This window comes from Lactococcus muris, from assembly GCF_042849115.1.
Classification (GTDB): domain Bacteria; phylum Bacillota; class Bacilli; order Lactobacillales; family Streptococcaceae; genus Lactococcus; species Lactococcus muris.
Genome location: NZ_BAAFQO010000007.1, coordinates 90,130 through 113,477, shown reverse-complemented (window position 1 = coordinate 113,477; position 23,348 = coordinate 90,130). Strand labels below are relative to the sequence as shown.

Here is a 23,348-nt window from a genome sequence, read left to right as displayed (position 1 = left end):
TCAGAAAACGGATTTTACTCCAACAAATTCTTGTCAAGAAGCACTAAAAAAAAGCTGCCCCAAGGCAACTTTCTCATACTCACTCTAACTCATTTTTAGCGATTACCACCGCAGAGTTGACAGAGCCGAATATAAGAAGACGTGAGCTTTTAGGCTGGCGTTTTTTTGTAATTAAACCAATAAAATGAGGGGTGAGAGTATGGTATAATAGAGTAATACAAACGCTTACAGGGGGAACACATGTCCTATATTGAGATAATAAACGAATCAAAAATTTACCAATCTGGAGGAGAAGAAATATATGCCAATGACCATGTGAATTTTAGCATTGAAAAAGGTGAATTGGCTGTTATTTTAGGGACTTCTGGTGCAGGTAAGTCCACTATTTTGAATATCCTTGGTGGAATGGACTCTAGTGATGAGGGTCAGGTGGTCATAGATGGGACAAATATTGCTGAACTTTCTGCTAAGGAGTTGATTACCTATCGTAGGCGGGATGTTGGTTTTGTTTTTCAATTCTATAACTTGATTAATAATTTGACGACAAAGGAAAATGTAGAGCTTGCTTCAGAAATTGTTGAGAATGCTATGGATCCTGTTGAGGTCTTAAAAAGTGTGGGACTTGGGCATCGTTTAGACAACTTTCCTTCACAGCTTTCAGGTGGTGAGCAACAGCGTGTTGCTATTGCACGTGCCATTGCTAAAAATCCGAAGCTTCTTCTTTGTGATGAACCAACTGGAGCCTTAGATTATCAAACAGGAAAGCAGGTCTTGAAGATACTACAAGATATGGCACGGGTTCAGGGGGCAACAGTTATCATTGTGACACACAATGCTGCGATTAGCCAAATTGCGGATCGTATTATTCATGTTCATGATGGTAAAGTTAAGGAAATCACAGTCAATGAGAAACCTTTAGATATCGAAATGATTGAGTGGTAATGCTATGAAAACAAAAACACTCCATAAAAGTATTCGACGTTCCATTACCGGCTCGTTGGGACGTTTTCTGTCTATTTTTTCACTTATGGCTTTAGGTGTCTTTGCTTTTGTTGGCTTAAAGTTATCTGGTCCCAATATGCGTGCGACAGCTGAGGAATTTTATGCACGCCATCATTTGGCTGATATGAGTGTGACCTCAACAGTTGGTTTAGATAGTTCTGATCAGGCACTTATCCGTCAGATGGAAGGCCTACAAACAGCTGATTTTGGCTATTTTCAAGATGTCCTTCTTCCTGATCAAAAGACTGCTCTCCGACTCTTTTCGCAAGCGGAAAAGCTTTCGACCTACGAGCTTGTATCAGGAAGAATGCCAGAAGAAAAGAATGAAATGGCTTTGGACTTTCTTCATCAAGATAAATACAAGCTTGGAGATACTATTCGTGTAACTGAAGGCAAAAATAATGGCAGCTCTATTTTAAAAACACATGAATTTAAACTGGTTGGTTTCGTGAAATCAAGTGAATTTGTTGATAAAAATTTTTACGGGCAAACCAATGTCGGAACGGGTCAACTTAGTGGTTATGCCGTTGTTTCTCCTGAAGTCTTTCAGTCAGATGTGTATATGATTGCCCGTTTAAGTTTTAAATCTATGCAAGGTCTTAGTCCTTATGACAGTACATTTATGTCAACATCCGATTACTATCAAGAGGCTTTAAAAACTTTGCTGGCCAAACAACCTCAGAAACGTTTGATGGACATAAAAAGTGAGCCACAAGCGCAGCTAAACAAGGCTTTAATGCAACTCACTGCTGAGGAAGAAAAACTTCGAGAAGCGAAAGTATCACTGGATCAGCAGAAGCTTCTATTTGGGAATAATGCACAGTTTCAAGCCATGCAAGATAGCCTAAATGAAGCCAAGGAAAAACTTGAAGAAAGTAGAAGTAAGCTACAGGAGCAGGAAGAAAAGCTAGCGCATCTTCCTCTTCCCGTCTACACAGTGAACAACCGTAAAGAAGGCAATCCTGGTTATCAGAACTTCATTGATAATTCTACAAGGATTGATACTCTCTCTGACATCTTTCCCGTTGTTCTTTTTGCAATAGCAGTACTTGTAAGTTTGACGACAATGACTCGTTTTGTAGAAGAAGAACGAGGAAATATGGGCTTGCTTACGGCACTGGGCTACTCTCATACACAAATTAGAAGGAAGTTCCTTGTATATGGTGCTGTATCTGCCTGTGCAGGGGCAACAGTAGGTACAATATTAGGACATATTGTGCTGCCCTATGTGGTTTTCAATGCCTACTCTGCATCGTCAACTTTTTCTGACTTAATTTTGACCTTTTCCCCATTTTGGACAGTTGTTTCCTTTGTGATTGCGTTGGCCTGCACGGTTTTACCTGCTTATCTTGTAACGCAGGCTGAGTTACGTGGTGTACCTGCAACGCTTTTCCTAGCAAAAGCGCCTAAAGCAGGGTCACGCATCTTTCTGGAACGTATCAAGCCTATTTGGTCACGCATGAGCTTTACTTATAAGGTTACAGCACGAAATATTTTCCGTTACAAGCAACGCATGTTGATGACGATTGTGGGTGTAGCTGGCTGCACGGCTCTCCTTGTTATGGGCTTTGGTATTCGTGACTCCATTTCAGGGCTAGGTCAGAAACAGTTTGGAGAGATTTTACATTATAATATGCTTGCTGTTTCGCAAGAGAGTTTAACACAAAAAGAGCAGGACGAGCTCAACCATTTCCTTCACTCAGAGAATATCAAAGCGTATGAGACTGTACATTTTGAGCAGCTACATCAAAAGGCTCATAACAACAGACAAGACATTAGTCTTATGGTACCAGGAAATGAACAAGACTTTGGGAACTTTGTTACTTTGCGCAATCGCATCAGTCAGAAAATCTTGCCTTTATCGAATCAAGGGGCAATTCTCAGTGAAAAACTAGCTGGACTTCTTAGTGCTAAAGTCGGCGATGAGGTTGTCTTGAAAACTACCAACGATAAAGAAGTAAAAGTTAAGGTTGCAGGTATCGCTGAGATGTATATGGGACACTATATGTTTATGAATCAGAACTATTATAAAAAAGTTTTTGGTGAAAATTTTAGTCCTAATGCAAATCTCCTCCAGCTTCAAGATGCTTCCCATTCAGCGAGTCAAAAAGTGGCGGTGGACTTTATGCAAAGCCCAGGAGCGATTACCGTATCACAAAATAACGATTTGCAAAAGACGATTGATGCTTTCTTGCATGGTATCAATAGTGTCATGTTTGTACTGATAGGATGTGCAATTTTGCTGGCTATCATCGTGATTTACAACTTAACCAATATCAATGTGTCAGAAAGAATTAGGGAGCTTTCTACCATTAAAGTTTTAGGTTTTTACGACCGAGAAGTCACTCTTTATATTTATCGAGAAACTATTTTATTAAGCATTCTAGGTATATTGGTTGGTTTTGGTCTGGGGGCTTACTTCCACCATGTGATTATCACGATGCTGCCAACAGATTTAACGATGTTTAATCCTAATCTGTTGTGGAGTAACCTTTTACTTTCCACTATCATAACTTTAACAACAACTTTAGGACTGAGTGTGGTTGTTCATCGGAAACTTAAAAAGGTTGATATGCTAGGTGCCTTGAAGTCGATTGACTAATAGCTTGTATTGACATAAAAAGATAGTAAAAGTTCACTTTATCTGAAAATAAAAAAATGGAACCGTCTTCTCTTTAAGGTTCCATTTTTTGTTTTCATGATTTACTCTTATTTTTCGGCAGTCTTGAGAGTTTCTGCTGTAACACTAATCCACCTTGCGTTTAAGGTCAGAGACTTGTTGCCCCTTTTCCTCATGGGCTAAGATGTCTTCAAAAGTTGGAAGTTCCAAGTCTTGCCCGTACTTTTGATAGAGGGCAGTTGTTACGAGACGGTAGGCTAAACGTGCATTACGCGAGAGAATGGGACCGTGGAAGTAAGTTCCAAAAGTATTTTTATAGTGAAGTCCCTCGGTGTCGTCGTCAGGATTGTTGCCGCCACCATAAACGACCTTACCTAAAGGCTTTTCCCCTTTACCAAGATAAGTGATGCCTGAGTGATTTTCAAAACCATAGTAAGTTTCGTTGAAATCTTCATTATGGATTTGTATGTCACCGATAAAACGGTCATTGCCTAGATTTTTCGTATAATGTGGCAAGATGCCTGTGCAGTTTATTTTATTACCTGCCGCATTGATATAGTACTGCCCCAACATTTGATAACCCCCACAAATGGCAAGCATTGGTTTTTCTGCTTCAATATAGGCTTTGAGGGGTTCTGTTATATTTTTAAAGCCGTCTGCAATAATTTCTTGCTCGTAGTCTTGCCCACCGCCCCAAAAGACCAAATCGTAAAAGTTCTCGTCAAACTTATCTTCCAGAGAAATAATGTCGAAAGTCATGTTAGCGTCTAACTTTTCGCCAACATACTTCAACATGAGGATATTGCCATTGTCACCATAGGTGTTCATCAAGTCACCATAAAGGTGGGCAACACGAAGGTCATATTTAGGATCGTCTAAATTTGATGTTAAAGAAGTATAAACCATTAGTGTAGCTCCTTTCCAATCAGGTGGTTTTGTGCCAGAAGCTCACGCATTTCTAACATGGCTGTGTAGGTTGCTAAGATATAAATGTGCTTGTCCGCTTGATTTTTGATTGCTTCAAGTACTTGGCTGAGCGACTCAAATTCATGAATTTTGCGCTCATCGAAGCCAGATACACGATAACGTCTGGCCATTTCGCTGTAACGCACGCCACCAACAAATATCTGATCAATAGTCATATCATGAATCAGTTCAAAATTAGCATCCCATATCCAGCTTGTGTCAATCCCGTCCGCATAATTGGCATTGAGAAGGGTGACCAGTGTGAAGGGATAGTCTGCAAGCTTCATCATTTCCAGCGCTTGATTTGCTCCGACTGGATTTTTTATAAGAACGATAGTGGCAGTTTTCTCGCCAATGTTGAACGTTTCTTGGCGACCGAAGACGGCTTTGGACTGTTCAAAGCCAGCCTTGATTGTTTCAGCAGGAACTCCGTAAAATTCAGCGACAGAGACAGCAGCGAGGGCATTATAAATATTATAGAGGCCTCCAACGTTAATTTTATAGGAAGTACCGTCAATGACAAATTGAGAAGAAGTATTTGTAATGTCAGTCAGTTCTGATACATAATAATCTAGTTTAGGACGTTTAAAACCACAGTTTTGACAAATATAATTTCCGAGATTAGCATAAGTATTAAGTTTATAGTCTAAAATATGCTGGCACTCCGGACAGACGACACCTTCTGTGTTATAGTGGGCACGCTTGGGTTCATGACTTTCATAATCAAAACCATAATATTTGACAGGATTTACCAATGGACGAGAATGGAAGAGTGGACTGTCTCCATTGAGCAAGACAGTTGCCTCTGGTGCATTGGCCGCTCCCTTCACGATAAAGTCATAGGTTGTGTAAATTTCGCCATAGCGATCCATCTGGTCTCGGAAAATATTTGTGAAGACAAAAAGAGAAGGTTTGATGTATTCCGTGATTTTTGGCAAAGATGCCTCATCAATTTCCAAGACTGCAAAACCCTTCTTGCCTTTTTTTACTTTAGGGGCAGTTAAGAAAGTCGCAGTGATCCCTGTAATCATATTAGCGCCAGAAGTGTTGGTTACGACCTTACCAAAAGCTTTTTCTAATATACCAACTGTCAAGGCTGTCGTCAATGTTTTACCATTTGTTCCTGTGATTACGATAATTTCATAATCTTTCGTCAAACTGGTCAGAATTTCAGGATCAAATTTTAAAGCAATCTTACCTGGCAAAGTGCTGCCACGTTTAAAAACTTTCTCCAAAATCAAACGTGAGCTTTTTCCAACTAAAGTTGCCAATGAAGTTTTCATAGTCATAATATGATATTATACCATAGATTAGGTGCTTGAGGAGGATAAAGTTCCTGCATTAAAGAAGAAGTATAGGCTTGTATAGTTTTAAATAAAAAGTATTCAATGTGGTCAGAGGTAGAGAGGGGTGGAAGAGTTTTAAAATATAAATCAGTAAAGATTGAAAGCTTAAAAAGAAAAGTTTTATAGAGGCTAAACTCCCAAAAACTCTTGAGATAAAATATGCTAAAATAAGAGCATGAAAAATGCTAACGAGATACTGGAAAAGATGAATCCTCATCAAAAAATTAACTATGACCGTGTCTATCAAAAAATGCGTGAAAGTTGGGAAGCTGAAGGGCTTCGCCCTAGAATTCTTCTGCACTCTTGTTGCGCTCCTTGTTCGACCTATAGTTTAGAGTATCTTTGTCAAAGTGCTGAGGTGACGATTTATTTTTCAAACTCCAACATACACCCGCGGAGTGAGTACGAGCGTCGCGAGAAAGTTCAGAAAGACTTTGTTGAGGAATTTAATAAAAGAACAGGAAACAATGTTCTTTTCCTTGCCGCACCCTATGAACCAAATAAATTTATGAGAATGGTGAAGCTACACAATCTGGAAGCTGAAGCAGAAGGCGCTTCCCGTTGTACAGCTTGCTTCCAGATGCGTTTAGATATTGTCGCAGAAAAGGCGCAAGAACTTGGCTATGATTACTTTGGTACAGCTATTACACTAAGCCCTAAAAAGAACGGACAGCTTATTAATGAGATTGGTCTGGACATGCAAAAAATCTATGCTGTCCACTATTTGCCCAGCGACTTCAAGAAAAACAATGGCTGGAAACGCTCTGTGGAGATGTGCAAAGCATATGATATCTACCGTCAATGCTACTGTGGCTGCATTTTTGCAGCACGTCAGCAAGGTATTAATCTTAAAGAAATACATAAAAGTGCGGTAAAATTTATAAATAAAACAGATGACAAAAAATAGGGTATATGTTATAATGCTTTTATGGTTAAAAGTTTTATAAATAAAATGAGTGCGATTTTTCAGCATGGCTCTTTTAATACCCTTTATGGTGGTTTTTACGAAGGAACCATAACTGCTGGAGAAGCTTTAAAATATGGACAAATTGGCATTGGTACCTTAGATGGTGCTGATGGAGAAGTAATTATTATTGACGGTACTGCTTATCACGGCAATTCTGAAAATCAAGTACGCTTAGTTAAGCCAGAAGAGACTTTGCCTTATGTTGCAGTGCTTGATCACCAACCCTTTGCGACTTATAAGGTCAACGGTCTAACGATGCAGACTTTGCATGACTTGACAGAAAAGTTCCCAACGCGCAATACAGCCTACAGTCTAAAAATGATAGGACACTTTGATGTTGTAGAAATTAGCTCAAAACCCGCAAAGAATACGAAGGATTATTTGGAAATATTGGCTGAACAGCCATATTTCATGGAAAAAAATATCTCAGGAACGATTGTTGGGATTTGGTCGCCTAAGTTTTTGGAGGACTTATATGGTGATGGGGCTCATTTACACTTTTTAAGCGATGACAAGACCTTTGGCGGACATTTGACAGAATTTCTCTCAGGACAGATTACTGTTGAAGTCGGTCAGATTGGGGAAATAAAACAGGAATTTCCTCAAGAAAATGAAAATTTCAAAGCCATGCGTTTTGATTGAATTTCATCTCTGGTACAAAAAGTCACAAAAACGTTGTCTCCCTAAAGTTGAGCTCATATAAGAAATAATCGAGAGTGACACTCTCGATTTTTTGTTTGAAAATTTTATCAAATTCTACATTTTGTCTCTGCCAAGTATGAGTGATATTTTTTTAATGCTACAGGGAGAGTGATTTCAAAAGTAGCCAATTTTTGTTTTTTCTCTAACTAACCTGATAAGCATTAGCGCAGCTTTAGGTCATTGTGATGCCTATACAAAAATGAAAATATTATTTTTAAAAACATGAGAGAATATGTTAAAATATTTGTGAAAGCGTAATCAAAAGGGGATAAGAAATTAAAATATGTTACTAGAAATAATTTTTATTCAGCGATGATTACGTAGAACAGAAAAATTTGAAGAGGTGTGTATGAAAGCAAAGAAAAATTACACGATTAGTCTTGATATCGGGACAAACTCTGTCGGCTGGGCTGTTTTGAAGGATGATTTTAGTCTGGTCAGCAAGAAAATGAAAGTGGGCGGTCTAGACAAACGTGTGCACAAAAATTTTTGGGGTGTGCGTTTATTTGAAGAAGGACAAGTAGCTGCGGATGCACGTGGGAAAAGAGGTACGCGCAGACGTTTGAAACGTCGTCGTGAGCGTTTATTATACTTACAAGAAATTTTTTCCAGTGAAATGGCCGAGCAAGATCCGAACTTTTTCGCCCGCTTGAATGAGTCCTTTTTATGGCTGGAAGATAAGCAAATAGACCCTGTAAAGTACCCACTGTTCAGAACAGAAGCAGAGGAAAAGGCATATTACAAGGAATTTCCGACCATTTATCATTTGAGACATCATTTGATGAATAATCAGGTTAGTGATTTACGTTTGATCTATTTGGCTATGCATCATATTCTTAAATTTCGAGGACATTTTATTCAAGAGGGTTTGCCGATGAATGTTGAAAATATCAACATTCAAGATAATCTTAAGAGGCTTTTTAGTAGTCTTAATGATTATTTTAGGCGAGAGGATTTTGAAGAAACTGAATTTCGTAAGCATGTTGAGCAATTTGACAGTAGCAAATTATCTGAAATTGAAAAAATACTCAAAGAAAAAATATCAAAATCTACTAAGTCTCAACAGATTTCAAAAGATATTCTAGGCTTTAAGAAAGAATTACCGATTTTCAAGGCCATTGTTGGAAATAAAGTAGATATTTCGGGCATTTTTGATAAGGCAGAGTATGCTGAGAAAATGAATGAAGACATGCCGAAAGATATATATTTTTCAAAAGAAAATTTTAACGAGAAATACGGCGAGTTAGAAGCTGTTTTAGAACCAGAAGAACTAATCATTATCCAACAGGCTAAAGCAGTTTATGAGTCTATGATTTTGGCAGGTATCATGAATGGACAACCGTCATTGAGCCTTGCGATGATTGAAAAATATGACAATCATGCGCGTGATTTAAAAGCTCTGAAAACTCTTGTACGTGAGCATTTAGGTGCAGAAAAATACGCAGAAATGTTCAAGAAAAACTTGGAAAACAATTACAAAGCTTATGTTAAAGGCTTTGATAAGGGTCCAAAACTGGCTTATGCTACACAAGAAAATTTCTACAAATATTTGGTCAAATTTTTAGAGCCACTTAAAGATTTGCCAGAAGTCCGAGACATCTTCAAGCAAATAGAACTTGAAACTTATTTGCCTAAGCAACGCATGTTCAAAAATGGTGCCATTCCTTATCAGGTGCATGAACATGAACTGGTCAAAATCATTGAAAAACAAGCCAGCCAATTTGCTTTCCTTGAAGAAAAAGCTGAAGGCAGCAATGAATACAAGATTCAAACCTTAATGAAGTTCAGGATCCCTTATTACGTTGGTCCGCTGACACCTGCCAATCAGGGAGAAATTGGGCAGAAAAGATCTGACAAATCTCGTTTTGCTTGGATGCAAAAACGACCAGATAAAAAAGATGAAAAAATTACGCCTTGGAATATTGAAAATGTGGTAGATAAAGACGCATCAGCAGTAGAATTCATTCAACGGATGACCAATTTTGATACTTACTTGCCCGAAGAAAAAGTCTTACCTCAACATAGTCTTTTGTATCAAGAATTTACTGTCTTACAAGAACTGATGATTTCAGGTTATTTTGATCATGGAAGAAACCCATTTGATGCAAAAACGCGAAAACTCCTTATTGATAAAGTTTGGAAGAAAAAGCGGTCAGTTTCAAAAAGAGATGTTTATGAATGCCTAGTCAGCAATAATATCACGCAAGAACCCTACAGTAAAGAAATGTTCTTTGGCGTAGATAAACTTCAAAATAATTTTAACACCAAAATGACCACCTATCAAGACTTATTGCGCGTGGTTGATGACGAAGCGCTGATTAAACAAAATGTAGCCTTTTTTGACAGAATAGTAGAATTTCAAACGATTTTTGAAGACAATCAAATCCTCAAACGGCAAATCAAGAAGTTCAACGATGAAAGGGGTCAGTTACTTACTCCTGAACAAGTTAGCCAGCTGTCCAAGAAACATTACACAGGCTGGGGACGTTTGTCTCGTCGACTTTTGGACGGCCTTACAGACGACGGCAAAACCATTATGGACTATCTGCGCACGGCCAATGATTATAATCAAAATTTCATGTCGCTCATTAACGACAAGTCCAAAACTTTCGCTGAGCAGATTGAAAAAGCCCAGTTGGGTAAGCTCAAAAACAATCAGTTATCCTATGATTTAGTGGCTGATTTAGCAGGAAGTCCTGCCATCAAACGCGGTATTTGGCAGAGTTTGAAAGTTGTAGATGAGCTGACCGAGATTTTGGGCAAGGAGAACATCAGCCGTGTGGTTATTGAAATGGCGCGTGAAAAACAAACCTCTAAACGCACAAAAAAGCGGGTGGATAGGATTAAGGACCTGCAAAAAAATCTCAGTGATGCTATTAAATTAGATGAAAATCAAAATTTTGATAATGAAAAAGTTTTCCTCTACTACTTGCAGAACGGCCGTGATATGTATACTGGAGAGTCGCTAGATTTAAGTCATTTATCCAGTTATGAAGTCGATCATATCATCCCGCAAACTTATACTACAGACAACTCTTGGGATAATAAAGTACTTGTTTCAAGGGAAAGTAATCAGAAAAAAGGTGGCGATGTCCCATCTAGCGAAGTGGTTAAAAACATGCGTAGTTACTGGAAAATATTGCTTGATGCCGGCATGATTTCTCGTAAAAAATATGCTAACCTGACCAAAGCAGACCAGTGGAAGGACGATAAACCGAGTGAAAAAGATTTGACTGGATTTATCAATCGCCAGCTCGTCGAAACTCGGCAAATCACCAAAAATGTAGCGCAAATTTTGACCGCTTATTTTGAAGAGAATAAAACTGAAATTTTGACTCCTAAAGCCGGCTTGACCAGCCAGTTTCGTAAAGGTGTGATTTATCTGGCTAAAGAAGAACTCACGGAAAAGGAACTACAGGCTTATTTAGAGGCTGGTGGCAAAATTGTAGATGGTAAATTTGTACAAGAAAAGCTGCATGAGGGTTTTTATAAAGTCCGTGAAATCAATGATTACCATCATGCGCATGATGCTTATTTGAATGGTGTTGTGGCTAATTATTTGTACCTGACATTCCCAGAAAATCAGCGCAAAATTTTGGTTTATGGGCAATATGATAAAGGAATTCTCAAACAACTGGGCAAATACGCAACGACACGCAAGAATAACTTCCGTCAGTTCCTAACGACAATGCGAGAAGAAAATTGGGTGAATCTTGAAACAGGTGAGTTAATTGCTAAGCGGAATGAAGCTTTGAACACTATTGATAAAGTTATGAGCTATAAGCAGGTCAATGTGGTTAAGAAAACTGAGGAACACAAAGGAAAATTTTCTGATGAAAGTCTTTATGGTGGGACAAATAAAAATAGAGATACGAAAGGGGTTATTCCTTTAAAAACTCATCTGAGTGTTGAGAAATATGGCGGTTTTGATAATCTTAATTCAGCGTATTCTATTGCATTTTCATATACTGATAAAAAAGGAAATCATAAAATAACTTTAGCCCGTGTTCCGGTTGTTTTTAAATCCAGGATTGAAAAAAATACTCTGGATTATCTTCAAGAACAATTCAAAGATTTTTCAAATATCAAGATAGTTAGAGGTAAAATTCCAAATAATTCTAAGGTAGTAATGGCAGACGAAAAAGAACGGTTAATAACCTCATATAGTTTTACATGGCCATTTAAACAGTACCATGCAACGCGTGAGGAGTATCAGTTGTTGAGCAGGATTCTGCAGACTTCAAGAAGCAAAGATAAAAATGTGATAGATATGAATATTAAAGGGATCGAAGCTCTTAAGCATGAGATTGGGGAGGACATGTTGCATAAGAAGTTGAATTTACAGTTCAAATCTTATATGAAATTTGTTGCTGATAATCAATTCTTTTCATCTCTTGGAAAGTTTGAAGGTATTTCTGTAGAGAGTATTTTGAATGGTTCAGAACAAGAAAAATTTGAAAATCAAAACTTAGATGAAAAAATTGAATCCTTGATTAAAATGTTCAAAAGAACTTGGAAAAAACAAGAAGAAAATAAACCTGGAAAAAAATCTTTGAATACTGAGAAATATGGTATGGATTTGACAGAATCAACTTTGATTCATCAATCCGTAACAGGACTTTACGAAACCAGAGAAAAATTAAAATAGCTATCCAAAGAAGTCAAAAAGGCTTGAGCAAATTTGGCGCAAGTCTTTCTTGATTTTTGATTTGAACAATAAAAAAAAAACGGCCCGATGACAGACCTACTCATGAGAGCTGATTACGCACTTCTTTCAGATGGATTGTTTCATACATCGGCTTATTTTAACTTCGTCGTGTTAAATTGAATAGTTCTCAAGTATTTTTTAACACAGACATTGTATCAAAACAAAACAGAAAGTGCAAACATTATGACCTGGAGAATTGTTGTTGTCAATCAACACAGTAAGCTGTCTTATCAAAATAACGCTCTGATTTACAAATCAGCTAACAGGATTGAAAAAATCCATTTATCTGAAATTCACACTCTCATGCTTGAAACTACTGATATTGTTATCACTTCAGCTTTAGTGGCCAAACTCATCAGCTACAAAATAAAATTGATTTTCTGTGATGAAAAACGCCTGCCTTCAGCGGAGTTGCAAGCTTATTACGGCAGTCATGATTCAAGCCGAGCTATTGCCCAGCAAATTGCTTGGTCGGAAGACATTCAAGCGACAGTATGGACAGCGGTCATTAAGCAAAAAATCACTAATCAAGCAAGACATTTGAAATCCCAAGGTTTAGAAACGGAATACGGTATGCTTGTGGGTTATATCAATGAACTCAATCTATACGATGAAAGCAACCGTGAGGGGCACGCAGCCAAAGTTTATTTTAATGGACTTTTTGGCAAAAATTTTACTCGTGAGCAAACAAATGATATCAATGCCAGTCTTGATTATGGTTATGCCCTTTTACTGTCTATTTTTTCTCGGGAAATTGTGAAAAATGGCTGTTTGACACAGCTAGGTCTCAAGCACAGCAATGTCTTCAATCATTACAATCTTGCAAGTGACCTTATGGAACCCTTCAGGCCACTCATTGACGAAATTGTGTATTGTAATCGCATAGAAGAATTTCCCAAAATCAAACGTCAACTTTTTGAAATCTATAATCGCACCTATCATTTTGAAGGTCAGGATAAATATTTAATCAATATTGCTGAAATTTATGTGAAAAAAGTCATTGATTGCCTGCATAAGGCGTCAAATGAGGTTCCGATTTTTGAATATACTTGGGAAAATATGGAGAAAGTATGAGTTATCGATATATGCGTCAATTACTCTTTTTTGATTTGCCTATGCAAACGGCAGAAAATCGTAAGGCCTATGCCAAATTTCGGAAGTTCTTAATCAGTGAAGGTTGGGTCATGCTTCAGTATTCCGTGTACAGCAAGCTAACGCTGAACAATACTCAGGCCAACACAGTTAAATCGCGCGTACTCAAAAATAAGCCCAAAGAGGGACATGTAGTTATTCTGAAGGTCACAGAGAAGCAGTTTGCCTCAATGGATTATATTTTGGGCAAACGCAATCAGACTGTGGCTAATTCTGACGCGCGCGTGGTCTTTCTAGGGGAAGGATGATTGTATGAATATTAATTTTCCGATTTTAGATGCACCAGTGCAGTTATTGAAAAATCAGGCTAACCAGCTGGTGGTCAAATCTGTTGATATTTATGGCCAGCTTGCTTATGCGATTTATCAAATGGACAAGGGACTTGATCCTGATTATCGGTTTTTGCTCTTTAATGATGATTTTAAATCCTTAAAAAATGTGACCGTAGTTCAACATCCTTTGCTATTTGATTTAGATAATTTGACCATTAAGAAAATGTTGTTCAAGAGAATCATCGATACCTTGGATATGAATGAAAAAACGGTTATTGAAGCGACCTATGGTCAAACGGTTGAATATTTCAATCGTCAGATTTTTGAAGATTTAGATATTGAGCTAGATATCTCTTATAACTATAAAGTTGAAGAACTGTTCAAATTTTTGAAGATTAGAATCAAAGATGAAACAAGTTCTATTTTTGAACGTACGCAGTTGATTTTGAATGTTTTGAAGGAATTTAACCACCAGGGGTTGATTATTTTTTATGGTCTGGGCCAACTTATGCCTGCCTTGGATTATCAGTTGATTATTGAAACGGCGAATTTGAACCAGCAAACGGTGTTATTTTTAGACAGTGAAGAAGTAGAAGAACTTAAAAATTTGAAGCGAGTTGTCGTTGATGAAGACTATTTTGTCGTGGAAAATGTGATATAATTAGAACAGATAAATACGATTGAACCATTAGTTTTGAAGGTATTCGTCTGCCGAACGACAATGATCTAAAATTTCAATTATGAAAATTTGAGGTTTTAGAGTCGTGTTAAATTGAATGGTTCTCAAACAGCAAGAAACGTGACAAGCGACGTCGACGAGTTTTAGAGTCGTGTTAAATTGAATGGTTCTCAAACTTGCTAATGGGATATCGATGTCATTCCATTGTTTTAGAGTCGTGTTAAATTGAATGGTTCTCAAACAATGTTGCTGAGATGCTAGGATTTCCTAAAGTTTTAGAGTCGTGTTAAATTGAATGGTTCTCAAACTCAACTTCACTGACCCAATCGACACTTGCGGTTTTAGAGTCGTGTTAAATTGAATAGTTCTCAAATTCTCAAAAGCAGCACTCTGCGTCATTCCGTGTTTTAGAGTCGTGTTAAATCAAATGAAGATCAAGCTCTTGCTTGGTCTTTTTTTGTGAGTCAAGCACTTTTTCTTGCGTATTGTGACTGAAAGCAGTCGCCTTTTTACTTTTATAGCAATTTATTTTTGTAATCAGACAGGTTAAAAAAGTTTCCTAATACTAGGAAATAAAAATAGAAGATAGCGCTAACATATCGTGCTAGAATGAAATCATCAAAGAAATACTTTCATAAGCTGAGAATATCTATAAAAAGCTGCTGCTCTTTGCCTCTGAGATAAGATTTTCGAGTGTGAGGAGCGTTGATATCAGGCCGGAAATTTGAGCTAAAGTGACAAAGTATGAGTTTTTAGAAGTGCTCTCAGGGATTAGTGAAAGAAAAAAGGAGAAATCATATGACGAAACAAATCCTCTTAACATGTGGTGCTGGTGCATCATCGGGTTTTATGGCAGCAGCAGCTCGAAAGGCCGCTAAAAAGCTGGGTGCAGACGTTGAAGTTAAAGCAAAAAGTGAAACTGAAGTTGCATCGCTTCTTCCGGAAACAGACTTACTTTTGGTTGCCCCCCATCTAAAATATATGATTGATGAAGTCAAAGAATTATGTGAGGCTAATAATGTGAAGTATAATATCATCCCCCAGCGTGTCTATGGTTCGCTTGACGGTAAAGGACTCATTGAGTTTGCTCTAAAGCAGTTTGAAGCAGAGTAAAAAGGAAAGCAAGGAGTTAAAGGAAAATATGGAAAATATAGAAACTGTTGAACGAGATGATCTTGCTATGGTCTCAATGGGCGCAATTTTACATGCTGGAAATGCACGTGAAGCAATCTTTAAAGCAGCAGATAAAGCATCACAAGGAGAATTTGTTCAAGCAGATCAAATGATGCAAGAAGCTAATGATGAGCTTATAGCGGCCCATCGTGCACAGACATCAACTCTACAAAAGGAAGCGGAAGGAATTGAAATTCCTTATTCATCATTGTTCGGCCATGCTCAAGACCATGTGATGACGGTCAAAACAGAACACAACTTAGTGAAAGAAATCATTAAGCTTTATAAACGACTGGAGGAAAAAGAAAATGGATAAATTTATGGGGTGGATGACGGAATCTTTTGCACCGAAAGTAAATAAATTCGCCAAAAACGCTTGGGTTGCAGCCATTCAAGATGCAATTTTAGCTGGTATGCCGATGATTTTGATTGGTTCCTTTGCAACAATTTTATCGATTGTGACCACTTATGTGAGCTGGTTTCCTGATTTTTCGATGATTTCAACTTTTTCTTTTGGACTCTTTTCAATTTTCTTATCTTACTTGATTCCAAGCGCTCTTATGAAGCAAAAGAAACACACGAGTATTGAAAAACAAGCAGGGCTTGCCGGTTTGGCTTTCTTCCTGATGATTGTTTTTCCAACAATCAATCCAGAAACGAGCATCATCAGCTTTGACATCAATACTTTTGGCACTGGGGGCATGATTGCAGCTTTGTTGGCGGGGCTTTTTGTAGGTTTAATCATGGACGTTTTTACAAAACTTAAATTTATAAGTGAAGACTCAGCTTTACCTGATTTTGTTGCTACTTGGTTTAATACTTTATTTCCGATTATCACTGTTTTAAGTATTGGTTGGCTTTTTACCTTCCAGCTTAAAATCAATATCTATGAAGTCATTAATTCTATTTTTAATCCGCTAGTGAACTTGGGGCAAGGCTTTTGGGGCTTGACAATCTTGATTTTCCTTGGTTTTTCTTTCCTTTATTCATTTGGGATTTCAAGTTGGGTTATCACACCCGTCTCTTATGCTATTATGTTGCCTGCCATTGCTGAGAACCAGCAGCTCGTCGCAAATGGTCAAGCAGCGACAAATATTTTTACTGTTGAGGCTGTGACACTGGTACTTATCGGTGGTGGTGGTGCAACACTGTCGCTTTGTATTATGATGGCTTTTATGGCTAAATCACAGCGTTTACGTATGATTGGTAAAGCTTCCATTGTCCCTTCGATTTTCAACATTAATGAACCTCTGGTTTTTGGCGCACCGATTGCTTTCAATCCCATCCTTATGCTTCCGTTTTGGATTAATGGTTTATTAGGACCAATCTTACTTTGGATAGTGATGAAGCTTGGACTTGTTCCGATACCATATATGCCTTTCCAAATGTGGTATACACCTGCACCGATAGCAGGTTGGTTGATTACTCATTCTGTCGCTGGTGTTGTCTTTGTTCTTGTTTACTTTATGATTTCATGGATTGTCTATTTCCCATTTTTCAAAGTCTATGATAAACAAGCTGTGCAGCAAGACTTAGAATGGGCTGAAGAAGATGAAGTTTAATATAAAAAATAGGAGCATAAAATGAAAAACAATAAATACCCGTATTTCCCAGAAGATTTTCTTTGGGCTGGCGCACAGGCTGCATCACAAGCTGATGGAGCTTACAATCAAGATGGTAAAATGCCTAATTCTTCTGATGTCCAACCCTATCACAAAGGATTAGACAACATGGAGATTCAACGTCTTGAACAAGAAGGAATGACCTTAGAACAAGTAAGGAAAGCAATTACGGATACGGAACATTTTTATCCAAAACGTCATGGTATAGATTTTTATAATACCTATGAGGAAGACTTGGAAATGCTGGCAGAAACAGGAATGAAAGCTTTTCGAACTTCAATAGATTGGTCTAGAGTTTTCCCTCAGGGAGATGAACTAGAGCCGAATGAAGCAGCACTTGAACATTATGAAAAAATGATTGATAAAATACGCCAAGTCGGTATGGAACCAATCATTACGATGCTTCATTATGAAACACCAATTCATTTAACTTTAGAATACGGAGGCTGGGCAAACAAGAAAGTTATTGAAATGTTTGTGCGTTATGGTAAGGTCTTACTTGACCGTTTTGGTAAAAAAGTAAAATACTGGATAGTGATCAATCAAATCAATATGATACAAGTGGAGCCCTTTCTTTCTCTTGGCATCTGTAAAGACCAGTATGAAAACGAAGAAGAAGCACTGTATCAAGGTGTTCACAATCAGATGGTAGCTTCGGCTTTGATCCAAAAATACGCTAAATCTTTAAACCTACCAGATCTCCAAGTGGGGACAATGGTAGCGGATGGCACCGCTTATCCAGCTTCATGTAAGCCGGATGATATCAGTCTTGCGCTCTGGCACAATAGGATGCAATATATGTTTACGGATGTGCAATTTAGAGGAGCATATCCAAAAGTTGCCCTAAATTATTTTGCTGAAAAGGGCTTGCATATTGAAATAACTGAGGAGGAGAAACGGATACTCCGTGAGAATACAATGGACTATTTAGCGATTTCTTATTATTTCTCACGAATGGTGGATTCATCGAAAAATACTCATATTCCTTATGATGTTACTCGTAACGAACATTTGGAAGCCAACCCGTGGGGTTGGAACATCGATCCTAAAGGGCTTTATAATACCTTATCACAGTATTGGGATCGCTATGAAAAACCAATCATCATCGCAGAAAATGGCTTCGGCATGTATGATGAAGTAATCAATAATAAGGTCCACGATGATTATCGCTCAGATTATTTAAGTCAACATATTGAGCAAGTTGGGCATGCGATTTATGAAGGTGCAGAAGTGATTGCTTATTGTGTATGGGGACCGATTGATATTGTGAGTTGTTCATCGCAACAGATGTCTAAACGTTATGGTTTTATCTACGTTGATATTGATGATGAAGGCAAGGGATCTGGAAAACGTTTGAAAAAAGATAGTTTTGGTTGGTATCAAAGGGTTATTGCAACAAATGGTGCAGAAATTTAAGGAGTTTTTAACTCCTTTTTGGCATACTGTCCTATTTTTGATGAAAAAATAAATAAACAGGAGTAAGTGATGAAGAAAAAAGAAATTCTTTTAGAATACCTGAAAAAGAATAGGAAACAACACTTTATTTCCGGTGCAGAGTTATCTAAGATGTTGGGGGTGACCGATCGGAGCATTCGCTACTATGTAAAACAACTTAATGAGGAAACACCAGAACTTATTGAAACAAGTCGTGAAGGCTATAAGTATAATGCGCAACAAGAAATTGAGGGGGGACAAATTGATGATTCTATAAATAGTCGTCGTTTTGCAATATTACAATTACTATTGAAAAACGATGAGGCGGGAGTTAGTCTGTTTGAGTTGTCAGAAAAACTATGGGTCTCGGATGCAACAATACGCCAAGATATGGGTGTGTTACAAAAGATGATAAGCGATGAGGGGTTATTTATCTCTCAACATGATTTCCATTATTATTTAAAAGGAAACTATAATAAAAAGCGTCATCTTATCATGCGGTTAATCCGGCAACAAGGGGACAGTATCCATAGTTTGGAAGAAGAAATGCAAAGATTTTTAGGAGAAATTTCCCTATCAGAAATGACAGAAGCTTGTAGGATTATTTTTAAACGTCATAGCTTTTATGTCAACAATTATTTTTTCCAAAATTTTATATTGCACTTGATTATTGCTATACATCAGCAAAAATTAACAGGACAACAAAGTTTCTCCAGTCCATCTTTAAAAATGATTGAAGAGATTTCACAGTGGCTTTTGGAAAATTATGGCATTATTTTAGGAGAGAAAGATAAACTTGAACTTGCCTTACTTTGTGACGGAGAAAAGGGATATCATCATGAACAGGTTGACACATATGTTGCTAAAGAAGTATCAGACAGTCTTCATCGGGCCTTAAAAGAAATCAGTGATGTTTTTTTAATAGATTTCACAGATGAAAAATTTCTCATGCGCTTGCTTCTCCATACTCAAAATCTTTACAACAGAGTGAAGGATAAGAAAGTGAAAAGAAATCTGAGTGTCATTGAAATAAAAGTGCGTTATCCTATTTTGTTTGATATAGCAGTCTATCTTTCTTCACTCATTGCGCTTGACTTAGACATCGAAATTGAGGAAGATGAAATAGCCTTTTTAGCACTTCATCTTGGTTCTTTTTTAGACGACCAAAAGCAAAGTGCCAGTAAGATACGAACCCAACTTAAAATATCAGACTACCTTAATCGTGAAAACAGAGTTCTTGAACTTTTAGAAAAACGCTTTGGTGATGAGCTTTTGTTTGTGGCAAATAGTTTGAAAACTGTAGAGGATGTTGACCTTGTCCTATCATCTGGTAAAAGATTGAAGGAACACCAGTATGAGTATGTACATATTCATGAATTCTTAACGGAAAAAGATTTTATGCGCATTAGAGAAGCTATTGACCGTATCAATCATAAGCAATATCGAAATTTTTTGAGTACATTTTTACCTCAACTGATTCAGGAAAATGCTTTTTTGAAATTAAAAGGAGAACCTAAAAAGTCAGAGATTTTTGAAAAGATTGGCGAATGGTTTTTTAAAAATGGCTTTTCTGAGAAGGGTTTTGTTGAAAAACTATTTGAACGTGAGAGTTTGTCTCCAACAACTTTTAGTAGTGGTATCGCTATACCTCATTCCATAAAATACGAGGGTAAAAAGACAGGAATGCTCATACTGAAGCCAGAAGAGCCTCTCTATTGGGACAATCAAGTCATCCACCTTATCATTAGTTTTACGATTAATCCTGAAGATTCCAAATGTTTTAATCAACTTTTTCCCGCTCTCATCGAAATATTAACAGAAAAATATCATGTCGATTATTTAAAAAGAAGCAAGAGTAGAGAAGAAATTCTTGAAAAAATGATTGAACTGCTTTCAGAATAAGGAACAATCCTCAGTTTTTTCGCTCAATCACTGTTTTTTTATTAATTAATTATTTATTTATCATGATCAAGTAGATAAGAGCTCGGGGCAAAAGAATGGAATTGCCACATGAATGGTGACATTATAAAAATGAATTCAGAACAAAATTTTGTCTGCCAAAGTCATTCATAATATAAAGTGAGAAATTCAGGGATTCTTCTATGAATAAAGACTGCAAGTAAATGGTTTGGACATCACTTAGAGAACTCGAAATCAGGGAGCGAAAAGAATACTTGTTCACAACTTGTGAGTGAAGTTTTAATAATTGATAAGAGTTTTAGACTAAAAAAATCGCCTAAGAGAGGGCGATTTTATGCTATAATAAAAGCAATAGACTTTTTATTAAGGAAATGAATGGTGTAATGTAGTCATAATAATACACCTTTAATCAAATGTAGTTAGTAAAAGGCTTTGTAGACCCTTTTGATTTTTTGGTGAGAGATAAAATAAATCAAATTTTATCAACTTTTATCAAATTTCTGCCCCTTTTTCTGCCCCTTTTTAAACAAAAGATAGATCTCATTGGAGGTCTATTTTTTCTAGTTTTTCAATAATATTTTGGCTCATTTTCTCTGTGACGTGAGAATAAATAGCAAGAGTTGTATTTGGGTTGCTATGTCCTACCCGTTCCATGATAGCTTTTAGAGGTATACCAAGTTCAGTTAAAAGAGCAATATGGGTATGTCTGAATATATGAGTTGTAATTTTTTTATTAGTATCCAACTTTTTTAGTCTGTCGATTGTTGTTGAAATGAGTACAGGAGTTCCATTTCGATTAACAAATATATAATTTTCCTTCATTCCTTTATAATAGTCTTTACTTATAGCTAATTGTTCATCAATGATATCAAGGCAGCGTTGAGTAAGCACAATTTTTCTATCGGAATATAAATTTTTAGTTGTAATTTTTTTATAAGTTATATTATCCCAAGAGCCGTTTACGTGTAAAATATTTCCTTTAATATTTTTTTCTTGTATAGCAACGCACTCGCTGTACCTTAGTCCAGTTAAAGCCATAAACTCTATAATGAGAGCTGTAGTTTTATGAATGACTTTCATTTGTCTTATGATGTCCTTCAATTCTTCCTGTTCTAAGTACTTGTTTTTCTTTGCTTCTCGCTGTTCAAGGGTTTCTATTTTTCGCTTTATTTTTACTTTTTGTATGGGATTAGTTTGAATATATCCTTTAGCAACAGCATATTCTAGCACCAAATTAAAACCTGCCTTTATACTAATTATATAGGGGAAGGAGTAGTTCTTTTTATAGTATAGTTTTTCCAGAATATCTAGAATATATGTAGAGCTAATATCACTAAGTAAGGTATATTTGGTTATATGTTCTCTGATTTTCTTTTTTACAGATTCTCGTGCGGCATTTGTTCTTGATTTTACTGTTTCTGTTGTTAATTCGAGAACTTGATCTTGGACTTCCCAAAATGTAATAGAAGAAGTATCGTTTTCTTGAAGTTGTTTTTCTTTCTTTGCTTCAATCTTATTATAAAGTAGTCTGGCAGCTTCATTTCTGGCTCTGTCAGTATTTTTTTCAAGAGTGACTGCAACTTTACGTGTTTTGCCTTTAACGTCTGTATAGCGCTCGCAGTACTTGAATTTGCCGTTGTTTAAATCTTCTACCCACATTTGATTTTTACCTCATGATATTACCGCCCCTTGTCGCCAAACTTGGACGGCTTTTTTATTTTTAACTCAGACTATGCTATAATAATTTTCGGCGCACCTTTCTGATGCAATCACGCCTTAGGGAGGAGGTGAAGTCTATGCTTCAACTTATTTTCGTATCAGTTGTCGCTCCGATAGTGGTCGGAGCAGTCCTTGAGCTGGTCAAGGGCTGGTTGAAAGACTGGCGTAAGCGCCGCTAGTCCACTACTCACCCCTTTGGCAGAGGGGTGTTTTTTTATTTTTAAAATAAAAAACCGAGGGTTTTTGGCAGTCCCTCGGTCAAATGGTGAAGCAATGCTTCAACTTATTTTCGTTAAGATTATTATATCATAACGACCGAATTTGTCAAATTTTGTGAGTTGCCAAGGCTTAGGCGGCTTTTTTTGTTCTAATTCACTATTACTTTTGCCACATTACCATCTAAAGTGATACTATCTACCACGAAAGCATCAACAGACAGCCTGTCTTCTTGGTTAGTTGGGTCTAAATCTTTAACTATGTCAATAGGATTGCCGTTAATTTTTGCTTTGAATCTACCAGCTTCATCGTCAGTGAAACTTGCTTCAACAGTATAACCCTTAGAAACCAGTGCATGATATACTCGAAGCCATTCGCTCCCTTGGTGAAAGGAGTTAAGTTTTTCCTCTTCCTCAGCTCGGGCTTTTTCTTCAGTAGCTGCTTTGGCCTCGGCTTCTTCTTTAGCTTTTTGTTCTGCTTCCTGTTTAGCTCTGGCTTCTTCATCTTTCTTAGCCTGCTCAGCGCCAGTTTGTTCGGTATTTGGTTCAGATTCTTTGGCTGATTCTGTTTCGCTTGGGCTAGGAGAAATGCCAATAATTATAAAGCTAACAGCAGCGACACCTAAAGCGACTAATCCAGCTTTCCGTTTTCTCTTGATAAAGTAAACGATGGCAGCAATGAGAGCTGTGAGCATGACGATGACTAAAATATAAGACATAGTATAAACTTTCCACCTAGCTTTTTTGTGCCATTCAAGGATTGGGCGTTTTTTCAAAAAAATTGTTTTAGGACCATTCAATTTAACTTAACTCTAAAACTCAATGTAAATTTTATTATCTAATTGAAACAA

The 23,348-nt window shown here is 37.1% G+C and carries 18 protein-coding genes; 14 read left to right on the top strand and 4 right to left on the bottom strand.

The window, feature by feature from the left end; all coding sequences use genetic code 11:
• Positions 1-240 precede the first annotated feature (240 nt).
• Positions 241-942, top strand: coding sequence for an ABC transporter ATP-binding protein (locus ACGHCK_RS05850; protein ID WP_202230236.1), 702 nt, complete (start codon positions 241-243; stop codon positions 940-942).
• Between the two features lie 4 nt (positions 943-946).
• A complete protein-coding gene (locus ACGHCK_RS05845) occupies positions 947-3,604 on the top strand; it encodes an FtsX-like permease family protein (RefSeq protein WP_251421220.1) in 2,658 nt (885 codons plus the stop codon).
• 144 nt (positions 3,605-3,748) lie between these two features.
• Here the strand turns inward: ACGHCK_RS05845 and gatD are convergent, their stop codons facing one another.
• Entirely contained in the window at positions 3,749-4,528 is a 780-nt protein-coding gene (gatD, locus tag ACGHCK_RS05840) for a lipid II isoglutaminyl synthase subunit GatD (RefSeq protein WP_251421218.1), read from the bottom strand.
• On the bottom strand, positions 4,528-5,877 hold the full coding sequence (gene murT / locus ACGHCK_RS05835; RefSeq protein ID WP_271327985.1) for a lipid II isoglutaminyl synthase subunit MurT: 1,350 nt from the start codon (positions 5,875-5,877) through the stop codon (positions 4,528-4,530). Before murT ends, gatD begins: the two co-directional genes overlap by 1 nt.
• Positions 5,878-6,109: 232 nt before the next feature.
• Here murT and ACGHCK_RS05830 point away from each other — a divergent pair, with 232 nt between their 5' ends.
• From ACGHCK_RS05830 to ACGHCK_RS05780, 11 genes are all read left to right on the top strand, one after another.
• The gene (locus ACGHCK_RS05830; RefSeq protein WP_251421214.1) at positions 6,110-6,841 is read left to right on the top strand and encodes an epoxyqueuosine reductase QueH; all 732 of its coding nucleotides are present in this window, start codon (positions 6,110-6,112) and stop codon (positions 6,839-6,841) included.
• Between the two features lie 21 nt (positions 6,842-6,862).
• Positions 6,863-7,543 (top strand): acetolactate decarboxylase, encoded by a 681-nt coding sequence (locus ACGHCK_RS05825; protein WP_251421212.1) that lies wholly within the window; start codon positions 6,863-6,865, stop codon positions 7,541-7,543.
• 409 nt (positions 7,544-7,952) lie between these two features.
• Positions 7,953-12,251 (top strand): type II CRISPR RNA-guided endonuclease Cas9, encoded by a 4,299-nt coding sequence (gene cas9, locus ACGHCK_RS05820; RefSeq protein ID WP_251421210.1) that lies wholly within the window; start codon positions 7,953-7,955, stop codon positions 12,249-12,251.
• Positions 12,252-12,494: 243 nt separating this feature from the next.
• Positions 12,495-13,385, top strand: coding sequence for a type II CRISPR-associated endonuclease Cas1 (gene cas1, locus ACGHCK_RS05815; RefSeq protein WP_202230243.1), 891 nt, complete (start codon positions 12,495-12,497; stop codon positions 13,383-13,385).
• A complete protein-coding gene (gene cas2, locus ACGHCK_RS05810; protein ID WP_202230244.1) occupies positions 13,382-13,711 on the top strand; it encodes a CRISPR-associated endonuclease Cas2 in 330 nt (109 codons plus the stop codon). The genes cas1 and cas2 overlap by 4 nt, the downstream gene beginning before the upstream one ends.
• 4 nt (positions 13,712-13,715) lie before the next feature.
• The gene (csn2, locus tag ACGHCK_RS05805; protein WP_251421208.1) at positions 13,716-14,396 is read left to right on the top strand and encodes a type II-A CRISPR-associated protein Csn2; all 681 of its coding nucleotides are present in this window, start codon (positions 13,716-13,718) and stop codon (positions 14,394-14,396) included.
• 816 nt (positions 14,397-15,212) lie between these two features.
• Entirely contained in the window at positions 15,213-15,527 is a 315-nt protein-coding gene (locus tag ACGHCK_RS05800) for a PTS sugar transporter subunit IIB (protein WP_251421206.1), read from the top strand.
• Positions 15,528-15,555: 28 nt separating this feature from the next.
• Complete coding sequence (locus ACGHCK_RS05795; protein WP_251421204.1) at positions 15,556-15,903, top strand: PTS lactose/cellobiose transporter subunit IIA; 348 nt, start codon at positions 15,556-15,558, stop codon at positions 15,901-15,903.
• Entirely contained in the window at positions 15,896-17,149 is a 1,254-nt protein-coding gene (locus ACGHCK_RS05790; protein ID WP_251421202.1) for a PTS sugar transporter subunit IIC, read from the top strand. The genes ACGHCK_RS05795 and ACGHCK_RS05790 overlap by 8 nt, the downstream gene beginning before the upstream one ends.
• Before the next feature lie 21 nt (positions 17,150-17,170).
• A complete protein-coding gene (locus tag ACGHCK_RS05785) occupies positions 17,171-18,625 on the top strand; it encodes a glycoside hydrolase family 1 protein (protein WP_251421200.1) in 1,455 nt (484 codons plus the stop codon).
• 69 nt (positions 18,626-18,694) lie between these two features.
• Positions 18,695-20,545, top strand: a complete 1,851-nt coding sequence (locus tag ACGHCK_RS05780) for a BglG family transcription antiterminator (protein ID WP_202230250.1) — start codon at positions 18,695-18,697, stop codon at positions 20,543-20,545.
• Between the two features lie 558 nt (positions 20,546-21,103).
• On the opposite strand, the gene ACGHCK_RS05775 is transcribed toward ACGHCK_RS05780, so the two are convergent.
• On the bottom strand, positions 21,104-22,222 hold the full coding sequence (locus ACGHCK_RS05775; RefSeq protein WP_251421198.1) for a tyrosine-type recombinase/integrase: 1,119 nt from the start codon (positions 22,220-22,222) through the stop codon (positions 21,104-21,106).
• Between the two features lie 137 nt (positions 22,223-22,359).
• On the opposite strand from ACGHCK_RS05775, the gene ACGHCK_RS05770 reads away from it, so the two are divergent.
• Entirely contained in the window at positions 22,360-22,461 is a 102-nt protein-coding gene (locus ACGHCK_RS05770; RefSeq protein WP_251421196.1) for a type I toxin-antitoxin system Fst family toxin, read from the top strand.
• Positions 22,462-22,649: 188 nt separating this feature from the next.
• Here ACGHCK_RS05770 and ACGHCK_RS05765 read toward each other — a convergent pair whose 3' ends face one another.
• Positions 22,650-23,216: a hypothetical protein gene (locus ACGHCK_RS05765; RefSeq protein ID WP_251421194.1), complete on the bottom strand. Its 567-nt coding sequence runs from the start codon at positions 23,214-23,216 to the stop codon at positions 22,650-22,652.
• Positions 23,217-23,348 lie beyond the last annotated feature (132 nt).